General features: G+C 69.8%; 9 protein-coding genes and 1 pseudogene. All 10 read right to left on the reverse strand.

The features are described 5' to 3' along the window. On the reverse strand, window positions 1-968 hold a 968-nt coding region (locus tag J0695_RS25305), incomplete at its 3' end, for a glycoside hydrolase family 6 protein (RefSeq protein WP_206965598.1). 370 nt (window positions 969-1,338) lie between these two features. Beyond that, window positions 1,339-2,022, reverse strand: coding sequence for a class F sortase (locus tag J0695_RS25310; protein WP_206965600.1), 684 nt, complete (start codon window positions 2,020-2,022; stop codon window positions 1,339-1,341). 1 nt (window position 2,023) lies between these two features. After that, a complete protein-coding gene (locus J0695_RS25315) occupies window positions 2,024-2,566 on the reverse strand; it encodes a hypothetical protein (RefSeq protein WP_206965601.1) in 543 nt (180 codons plus the stop codon). An 83-nt stretch (window positions 2,567-2,649) separates the two neighbouring features. Next, on the reverse strand, window positions 2,650-3,429 hold the full coding sequence (locus J0695_RS25320) for an HAD-IIA family hydrolase (RefSeq protein WP_206965604.1): 780 nt from the start codon (window positions 3,427-3,429) through the stop codon (window positions 2,650-2,652). Between the two features lie 85 nt (window positions 3,430-3,514). Next, complete coding sequence (locus tag J0695_RS25325) at window positions 3,515-5,047, reverse strand: alkaline phosphatase family protein (RefSeq protein WP_206965606.1); 1,533 nt, start codon at window positions 5,045-5,047, stop codon at window positions 3,515-3,517. A gap of 96 nt (window positions 5,048-5,143) precedes the next feature. Further along, window positions 5,144-6,205 carry a 2-aminoethylphosphonate ABC transporter substrate-binding protein gene (locus J0695_RS25330; protein ID WP_206965608.1) on the reverse strand — a complete coding sequence of 354 codons (1,062 nt, stop codon included), beginning with the start codon at window positions 6,203-6,205 and terminating at the stop codon, window positions 5,144-5,146. Between the two features lie 44 nt (window positions 6,206-6,249). Further along, complete coding sequence (locus J0695_RS25335; protein WP_206965610.1) at window positions 6,250-7,047, reverse strand: ABC transporter permease; 798 nt, start codon at window positions 7,045-7,047, stop codon at window positions 6,250-6,252. Continuing rightward, window positions 7,034-7,849 (reverse strand): 2-aminoethylphosphonate ABC transporter permease subunit, encoded by an 816-nt coding sequence (locus J0695_RS25340; protein ID WP_307798751.1) that lies wholly within the window; start codon window positions 7,847-7,849, stop codon window positions 7,034-7,036. Before J0695_RS25340 ends, J0695_RS25335 begins: the two co-directional genes overlap by 14 nt. Before the next feature lie 370 nt (window positions 7,850-8,219). Further along, the gene (locus J0695_RS25345) at window positions 8,220-9,284 is read right to left on the reverse strand and encodes an ABC transporter ATP-binding protein (RefSeq protein WP_206965614.1); all 1,065 of its coding nucleotides are present in this window, start codon (window positions 9,282-9,284) and stop codon (window positions 8,220-8,222) included. Continuing rightward, window positions 9,281-9,408 (reverse strand): annotated as a pseudogene (locus J0695_RS44140) (haloacid dehalogenase); the annotation flags it as partial. The pseudogene J0695_RS44140 and the gene J0695_RS25345, both read right to left, overlap by 4 nt.

Genomic DNA, 9,408 nt, shown 5'->3' on the forward strand with positions numbered 1-9,408 from the left:
TATCTGTGGGTCAAGCGGCCCCGGCAGTCCCCGTCCGACTCCCCGGGCCGCTTGACCCACAGATACGCGTCCACCAGCGGATCTCCCGTCGACGTCGACGGCGGATCCCCCAGCGCCCGCCCCGGCGGATTGCACCAGTTCTCCGCCGGATCGCCGCCCGTGTAGGGCCCGTTCCCGTTCCGGCTCGTGTCGATCACGAAGTGCTTGCCGCCCACCTTCGCCGACAGCTGCTTCCCGAACTCCGTACTGGCCGCCGTCGTCTGGAAGTTGGACACATTGACGGCGAACCCGTCCGCCTCCGCGAGCCCCGCCCGCTCCAGCGGCTGGAAGAGCGCTTCGGGCTTCTGCCACCCCGCGTTCCCCGCGTCCAGATAGACCTTGACCCCGGGCTGCCGCTTCAGCCGTTCGACGGCCTTCTTCAGCAGGTCGTACCGCTCCTCGTGGAGCTCCTGCGGTGTGCACTCGTTGACCATGTGCAGCACCGCGTCCGGCTCCAGGACCACCGTGGCCCCCCGGTCCCCGATCCCCTGCGCCACCTCGTCCACCCAGGCGCGGTACGCGTTCCCGTCGGAGGCGCCGCCCGCCGAGTGCTGGCCGCAGTCGCGGTGCGGGATGTTGTAGAGCACGAGCAGCGCCGTCCGGTCGGCCTTCTTCGCGGCCTCCGTGAAGCCCTGCGCCTCCGCCTGCGGGTTGTCCGGGCCGATCCACTCCCCCGTCGGCTGCGAGGCGATCTTCCGGATCAGGCCGGCGTTGTCCGTGTCGCCGCTCTTCACGTACGCGGAGACCTGCTCGGCCGCGTTCCCGCCCGGGTCGACCCAGAACGGGTCGTCCCCCTTCGGCTGCTGCGAGATCCCGGACTGCTTCGGCCCGTCCTTCGAGGAATCACCGTCGGACGACGAGCAGCCCGCGAGAAGCAGCACCGCTCCCACAGCCCCCGCGGCGGCCATTCGCCTATAACTGCCGTACATCCACTCCCCCTTGGGTGCACTTCCGGCGCAAGCCGTCCCCACCACTGTGACACAACCGCCCGACCGCCAGCGGAGCCCGGCTTTTTCGTCTATGACCTGTTACGGGAGCCGAATCGACACGCACAGCGACAGATTCACGACATGGCGTCAAATTCACTCTAGGCCAAGCCAGTTGAACGCCATACAGTGTCTGAGGCGGCCCCGGCCCCCGGCCCGCCAAATATGCCACTGGTCTTCCTTGCACCTCCCGCGCCGACTCCGGACTTCTCCCGCAGTCCGTGCGTCCGCGGTCGAGGACCAGCCCGGCCGGCGACTCCCGGGGGGAGCAGTACGTCGGCCGGGCTGCGTTTAAAGCCCGCCGCCCGCAGCTCTACGAGGCCTCCGAGGCCTTCGGCACGTCCGTGAGGTACGCGGAGACCACCACGTTCGCCGAGTACGTCCCGGCCGCCCGGTCATAGGTCCCGCCACAGGTGATCAGCCGCAGCTCCGCCCGCCCGCGCTTCCGTGCCCCGTACACCTTCTCCGGGTCGAAGTGCTCGCGCTGTACGACCTGCACATCGTCGATGGTGAACTCGGTGACCGTGCCGTCGATCCCTGTCACCCTGACCTTCTCGCCGGGCCTGGCCGCGCTCAGCCCGTAGAAGACGGCCCGCTTGTCCCTGGTGTCGACATGGCCGACCAGCAGGGCGGGCCCGGTCGCGCCCGGCCGGGTGCCCGCGTCGTACCAGCCGACCGTGCCCGGCGCCGCGAAGGGCGGCGGGTCGACCGCGCCGTTGACGTCGAGGCCGCGGGCCATGACCGGCGCGGTGATCCCGACGGAGGGGATGTCCACCCGCTCCGGCTTCGCGCCCCGCAGGGGCTCATGGGCGGGCGGCAGCGGTACGTCCAGCGGCCTGCCCACCGCCGCCACGTCCCCGGTGGTCGGAGCGGAGGCCCCGCTGCCCGAGCCGTCGCCGATGTCCTTGCCCCAGAGCCACAGCCCGAGGAGCAGGACTGCCCAGGCGACACCGGTCAGCAGCCTGCCCGTACCCGACGGACGGGAGTCGGCCGACATGTCACGCGCTGCCCTGCCGGCGGCGGCGCACACTGCGCCCCGCGACCGCCACGGCCGCGACACCGGCGAGTACGAGCCCGATCACCGCGTGCCGTGTGCCGGGGCCCTCCTCGTGGGCGCCCTGGGCCGCGAGCAGGGCCGCGCCGCCGCCGCCCGCGTGCACGGGGGCCACGGGCGTGGCGCTGGAGCGGACCACGGTGATGATGCCGCTGGCCGTGCCCGCACTGTCCTGGCACTTGACCGTGATCGGGAACTCCTTGGCCGAGGCGTCGGAGCGGACCTTCATCTCGGCGAAGAGCCCGCCGTCCGCGGCCGGCGCGAACTGCGCCTCCGAGACGAAGGCGTCCGAGGTGCCGACGGCCTTCTCGCCGCTGCAGACGCTCACCCTGAGGTCCGCCACCCCGCCGGGGGCGATGACGGACGGGGTGACCGTGACGGAACCGGTGGACTCGGAGTCCCCGGTGGCGGCGCCGGCTGCGGTCACGGGCAGCAGCGCCGCGGCGGCTATCGCTGCGGCACAGAACGTGACACGGAATATACGCATAGTGAACCTCCTGGTACTTCGAAGGCTCACGTGCTATCGCCCCGCCCGCATCCCCACTAGGCCGTTCGAGCGAGGCCGGGCCCTCAGATCAGGTCCACCAGGTCCGCGATCGAGTCGGCGACGTGGGTCGGCCGGAAGGGGTAGCGGTCGATGTCCGCCTTCCCCGTCAGCCCGGTCAGGACCAGGAAAGTCTCCATCCCGGCCTCAAGACCCGCCAGCACGTCGGTGTCCATGCGGTCGCCGATCATCGCGCTGGACTCGGAGTGCGCGCCGATGGTGTTCAGGCCGGTCCGCATCATCAGCGGGTTCGGCTTGCCCACGAAGTACGGGTCCTTGCCCGTGGCCTTCGTGATCAGCGCGGCGACCGAGCCCGTGGCGGGCAGCGGGCCCTCGGCGGAGGGGCCGGTCTCGTCGGGGTTGGTGCAGATGAAGCGGGCGCCGCCGTTGATCAGCCGTACGGCCTTGGTCATGGCCTCGAAGGAGTATGTCCGCGTCTCGCCGAGGATCACGAAGTCGGGCTCGTGGTCGGTGAGGATGTATCCGGCGTCGTGCAGGGCCGTGGTCAGACCGGCCTCGCCGATGACGTACGCGGTTCCGCCCGGGTTCTGCGCCTCGACGAACTTCGCGGTGGCGAGCGCGGAGGTCCAGATGTTCTCGACGGGGACGTCCAGGCCCATGCGGTTCAGGCGGGCGTGCAGGTCACGGGCGGTGTAGATCGAGTTGTTGGTGAGTACGAGGAAGGGCTTGCCGGAGTCCCGCAACCGCTTGATGAAGGCGTCGGCGCCGGGGATGGGCGTGCCCTCGTGGATGAGGACACCGTCCATGTCGGTGAGCCAGGATTCGATCGGCTTGCGGTCTGCCATGGGGTGGGACTCCTGCCGTACGCGGTGATCAGGTGCTGGGAACGCCGGTCGCACCGCTCTGTGCCCCCCGACGCCCCCAGCCTAATCACGATGCGGTGATCTTGACCCCGTCGATCACCCAGTACCAGTTGTTGCCGCCGGTGTACCGGAAGCGGACCTGGGCGGTGGAGACACCGGCCGGGACCTGCAAAGTGATGCTCTCGGTCCGCGAAGAGGCGTCGGCGGTGTACGTCTTCACGCTGACCGGCGTCCCGCCGCCGTACGAGACGAGCACCTCGCCCTTCTGCGGGGCCTCCTGGCGGTAGTAGGTCGTGTACGCGAGGGTGGCCGCGCGCCCGCCGGTGACCGGGAAGGCGGGGCTGACGAGGGTCGAGTCGAAGGACCCGGTGAAGGTCTTGTCGGACCATTCGTCGCCGTCGGCGACCGCGAAGACATTGCGGGACCGGATATTGGACTCGCGCTGCTGGTCGCGCTCGGCCTTGGTCCAGAACTCGTCGGTCGTGAAGGACCAGCCGCGCCACTCGGTGACACCGCCGGTGCCCATCGCGGAGTTGTCGACGGACCAGCCGGCCGGCGGGGTGTGGGTGAAGCCGATGACGCCCGCACCTATGCCGCTCTCGTCGACCGGGGTCTGCAGCTGGGGGCGCAGTGCGTCGAAGGCGTCGGGCGAGGGCTGCTGGAGGGGGCGGCCGTCGAGGCCCCAGGCGGGGTCGATGGCGATGCCGAGGTGCGCGAGGGCGGAGGCGGCGACGTCGGGCATCTTGATGTCGTAACGCGTCGAACCGGCGCTGATCCCGGCCCCGTTGGCGATGAGGAAGGTCTGGCGCTCCTGCCAGCTGGAGCCGCCGTGGCCACCCGGGTCGGTGTGGCCGTGGTCGGCGGTGACGAGGATGAGCCAGTCCTCGTTTCCGTACGAGGCACGGGACTTGATCGCGGCGACGAACCGGCCGACCGACCCGTCCACGGCGTGGATCGCGTCCAGGTACTGCTGGCTGGCGGCGCCGTGCTCGTGCCCCGCTTCGTCGACGCCGTCGAGCTGGACGAAGTGCGCGTCGGTGGAGCCGGAGGCGAGCTGGGCGACCAGGCGCGAGGTGGTCCCGGTGTCGTACTCGGCGCTCGGGGTGTTGACGCGGGTGTCGACCTTCGCGGAGAAGACGGTGGTGGTGATCGGGTTCCAGGAGGCGATCGCGTACGTACCGAGGCCGGGCTTGGCGGTCTCCACGCGGGTGAGGAAGTCCGGGTATTGGGTGAAGTTGCTGCCGGTGAAGTTGTTGTCCTTCACCTTGTGCTTGTCCGGCCAGACCCCGGTGATGATCGTCGACCAGCCGGGCCCGGAGAGGGTGGGGGCGAGGGGGTTGGCGTACAGCGGGCTGGCGGCGGTGAGACCGCCCGCCATCAGGGCGTCGAGGTTCGGTGCGTCGGCGTCCTTGACTCGCTTGAGCAGGGTGCCGTCCAGGCCGATGACCAGGACCTTGGGGGTCTTGGCCGCGGCACGGGCGACGGAGGCGAGGGGGCCTGCGGCCACGGCGATGGCGGCGGCGCCGACGAGCAGGGAGCGGCGGGACAGACGGGCAGACACGGTGTCCTCCGGGTGGGGACTGGGGGGCGGCCCCAACATCCCTGTCGGGACAGGGATGTTGGGGCACTGGGACTAGACCCGTTATCTTTCCGCTACAGATCGCCGGACGCCAGATACGCGGCGGTGAACGCTGGATTAGCTGTGCGTGGCGGACTTCCACCCGTCGACGTACGAGGTGAGGTTCTTCGAGATGTCGGCCCAGTCGGGCTGGAAGACCTCGACGCCGCTCATCAGCTGGGTGAGTGCGGTCGCGTTGGCGTCGGTGGCCTTCACGTCCGTACGGGAGGTGAAGCCGCCGCCTATGGAGCTGACCTGCTTCTGGGCCTCGGCGGTGAGCATGAAGTCGAGGAGCTTCTTGCCGTTGGCGGTGTGCGGGGCCTTGCTGACGAGCCCGGCGGCGTACGGGAGCGCGAAGGTGGTGGGCTTGCCGCCCGCCTTCGCCGGGAACCAGATGCCGAGGTTCGGCATGGTCTTGGCCTGCGCGTAGTTCATCTGTACGTCACCGTTGGCGACCAGGATCTCGCCCTTGTCGACCTTGGGGGCGAGCTTGCCGGTGGAGGCGGAGGGGCCGACGTTGTTGGACTGGAGCTTGCCCAGGTAGGTGAGGGCCGCGTCCTTGGAACCGAAGTCGTGCATCGCCTTGATGAGGACGGCGGTGCCGTCGCCCGCGACGCCCGGGGTCGAGTACTGGAGCTTGTTCTTGTACGTGGAGCCGGTCAGCTCGTCCCAGGTCGTCGGGGCGGTCTTCAGCTCCTTCTTGTTGTAGATGAAGCCGAAGTAGTTGTTGACGACGGAGGTCCACTTGCCGTCGGCGGCCTTGTCGCCGTCGGCCACCTTGTCGGAGCCCGCGGGCTTGTAGGCCTGGAGGAGGCCCTTCTCGTCCGCCTGCTGGATGAAGGGCGGAAGCGTGACGATGACATCGGCCTGGGTGTTGGACTTCTCGCGGACGGCGCGCTGCACCATCTCGCCGGAGCCGCCCTCGACGTACTTGACCTTGATGCCGGTCTTCGCGGTGAAGTCCTTGAACACCTGGTCGTACCAGCCGTCGTTGTTCTCGCCCTTGAGCCCGTCGGCGCTGTAGACGGTGACTTCCTTGGCGTCGGACGCATCCGCCGAGCCGCCGCAGGCGGTCAGGGAGCCGGCGAGGACGAGGGAGCCCGCGAGGGCGGCGATCGGCCTGATGTGGTTGCTGCGCATGGCGTGTCGTATCTCCTGAAGTTGATGAAGCCGGCTGGTGCCGGTCAGCGGAAGGAAGCGCGGGTGCGGATCCGGGAGACGGTGAAGAGCACGAGGAGCGTCGCCCCCATGAGGACCACCGCGACGGCCGCACCGGTGAAGAGTGATCCGCGGTCGGTCGCCGCGAAGATCTGGACCGGAAGCGGTGTCCAGTCCGGGGGGTAGAGCATCATCGTGGCGCTCAACTCGCCCATGGACAGAGCGAAGCAGAGCCCGGCGGCTGCCGTCAGGGACGGCAGGAGAAGCGGGAGCTTCACGCGCCGCAGGACGTACGAGGGCCTGGCCCCGAGGGAGGCTGCGGCCTGTTCGTACACCGGATCCAGACGAAGGATGGCGGCCGAAACCGACTGGTAGGCGAACGCCGTGACAAGAATGGTGTGCGCGAGGATGACGATGGTGGAGGTGCCGTTGAGGATGACGGGCGGCTTGCTGAACGCCACGAGCACCGACAACCCGACGACGACGGACGGCACGGCGACGGGCAGCATGAACAGCCCGTCGAGCACGCGTCGTCCGCGCTTCTTGAGCGCGGCGGCGGCGAGGGCGGCCCAGGTCCCGACGGTGAGCGCGAGGACGCTGGCGCTGAGGGCGGTGACGAGGCTGGTGGTCAGCGCCTGGAGGGAGTCCCCCCGTACGGCCGACGCGTAGTGCTCGCCGGTGAACCCGGAGGGGAACGCCCCGGACCAGTGCCCCGCGAACGAGGCGGCCAGGATGACGAGGAGGGGCAGGGCGAAGAGGGGCACGAAGAGGAGACCGAAGACTCCCCAGGTCGTCCACTTGCCCGTACGGCTATGCACCAACACGGCGGCTCACCACCCGGTAGATCGAGTAAAGGCCGACGGAGAGCGCCACGTTGACGACGGCGACGACGCAGGCGGCGGGATAGTCGGACTCGAGGATCGCCTTGGAGTAGACGAGCATCGGCAGCGTGGTCACGCCCTTGGCCCCGGTGAACAGGACGATCCCGAACTCGTTGAGGCACATGACGAGGACGAGGCTGCCTCCGGCGGCGAGGGCGGGCAGCGCCTCGGGCAGGATGACGCGCCGTACGATCCGCACGGGCCCGGCCCCCAGCGAGGACGCCACTTCCAGCTGCGCGGTGTCGAGCTGCGAGAAGGCGGCGAGGAGGGGCCGCATCACGAAGGGGGTGAAGAAGGTGATCTCCGCGAGGAGCACCCCCCAGGGCGTGGTCAGGAACTGGAAGGGCCCGCTCGCGGCGCCGGTGGCGCCGGTCCAGAGCCCGTTGGCCATGCCGACGGTGCCGTAGATGAACAGCAGCGCGAGCGTGATCAGGAAGGACGGGAAGGAGAGGAAGACGTCGATGAACTTGGCGACGGCCTTCCCGCCGGGAAAGGGCACGAAGGCGATGACGAGCGCCAGGAAGAACCCGAGCACGAGGCAGCCGACGGTGGCCCCGACGGCGAGCCAGACGGTGGTCCCGAGGGCTTCACGAAAGGCGTCGGAGGCGAAGACGGTGCGATAGGGGGAGAGGGAAGTGCCGCCGCTGTCGGGGGTGAAGGACTGCTGCACGACGAGGGCGAGCGGATAGAGAAACACGAGCGCAAGGACGAGTACGGGCGGCAGAGCCCAGACCCACCGGGGCACCGAGAGCGCACGGGCGGGGCTGTCGGCGTCGACGCGATGGTGGGCGGAACCCGCCCCGCCAAGAGCGGATTGGCCAACCCTGGTCTGAATCCCACTTCCGACGCCGGCGAAGCCGGTCGCGGCCGGACCTGCGCCACTGCTTGCAGCCGCCGACGGCGAGTCACCCCCCACCAGAGAACCCGCACCTTCCCCACCGCCCGCACGGGTGGTGGGGAAGGGTATCCCCCGGCCGGAGGCCGGACCCGGTCCACCCGACTCGCCCCCGACCGCACCGGTCAGAGCCGAACCCGGTGAACCACCCGCACCCGCCGACGGCGAGTCACCCCCCACAGGAGAACCCGCACCGGGCGCAGACCCCACGGACGAAGCCTCAGGCATCGGAGACCCCCGCTCCCATCGGCAGCAACACCGCATCCTCCGCAGCAAAGTGCAACGTCACCGCGTCGCCCAGCGCCGGCGTCTCCCGCAGCTCCCGGACATCCGCCTTCACCCGGTGACCCTCGACGTCCACGAACAGCCGGTGCGTCGATCCCCGCCACTGCACCTCCGCCACCTTCCCCCGCAGCGCGTTCGGCCCCTCACCCAGCCCCACCAGGTGCGGCCGTACGCACAGAGTCGCCGAAGCCCCGGCCCCCGCGTCCCCCGTGGCCACGGTCAGTTCGGCGTCGCCGAAGGCGACAGACGACGCCCCCTCGCCCACCACCACCGGCAGCAGATTCGCATTGCCCACGAACGAAGCCGTGAACTCGGTCCGCGGCTTCCGGTAGAGCTCCTGCGGCGTCCCGCAGTCCTGGAGCCGCGCCTTGTCCATCACCGCGATCCGGTCCGCCAGAGTCAGCGCCTCGATCTGGTCATGGGTGACGTACAGAATCGAAACGTCCGGCAACTCCCGGTGCAGCCGGGCCAGTTCAGCCAGCATCCCCGACCGCAACTGCGCGTCCAGCGCCGACAACGGCTCGTCCAGCAACAAGACACCCGGCCGAATGGCCAGCGCCCGCGCAATCGCGACGCGCTGCTGCTGCCCGCCCGAGAGTTCCCGCGGATACCGGCCCGCGTAGGCCCCCATCCCGGTCATCTCCAGCGCCTCGGCCACCCGCCCCGCGATCTCACCCTTGGCGACCTTCTGGGCCTTCAGCCCGAAAGCCACATTGTCGGCGACCTTCATGTGCGGGAAGAGCGCGTACTGCTGGACGACCATCCCGATCCCCCGCCGGTGCGGCGGCAGCGCGGTGACGTCACGCCCCCCGATCAGCACCCGCCCCGACACCGGCTGGACGAATCCCGCGACGGCCCGCAGCGCCGTGGTCTTCCCGGACCCCGAGGGCCCGAGCAGCGCCATGACCTCCCCGGGCTCCACCACCAGATCCAGCGAGTCGAGAACAACGTTCTTCCCGTACGCGACCGAGACCGAATCGAACCGGATCCCGCTGCTCATGAGGACCGCTCCAACTCGCCCAACAGCCCGTCCAGTTCAGCCACAGAACCAAGAACATGACTCGCCCCGTGCTCGACCAGCTGCGCCTTGTCGTGGGCCCCGGTGAGCACCCCCGCCACGACCC

It is taken from the genome of Streptomyces beijiangensis, assembly GCF_017315755.1.
Lineage (GTDB): Bacteria > Actinomycetota > Actinomycetes > Streptomycetales > Streptomycetaceae > Streptomyces > Streptomyces beijiangensis.

Coding starts and splice junctions, on each gene's coding strand:
- J0695_RS25310 (WP_206965600.1), bottom strand. CDS start 2,022: ATGTCGGCCGACTCCCGTCCGTCGGGTACGGGCAGGCTGCTGACCGGT.
- J0695_RS25315 (WP_206965601.1), bottom strand. CDS start 2,566: ATGCGTATATTCCGTGTCACGTTCTGTGCCGCAGCGATAGCCGCCGCG.
- J0695_RS25320 (WP_206965604.1), bottom strand. CDS start 3,429: ATGGCAGACCGCAAGCCGATCGAATCCTGGCTCACCGACATGGACGGT.
- J0695_RS25325 (WP_206965606.1), bottom strand. CDS start 5,047: ATGTTGGGGCCGCCCCCCAGTCCCCACCCGGAGGACACCGTGTCTGCC.
- J0695_RS25330 (WP_206965608.1), bottom strand. CDS start 6,205: ATGCGCAGCAACCACATCAGGCCGATCGCCGCCCTCGCGGGCTCCCTC.
- J0695_RS25345 (WP_206965614.1), bottom strand. CDS start 9,284: ATGAGCAGCGGGATCCGGTTCGATTCGGTCTCGGTCGCGTACGGGAAG.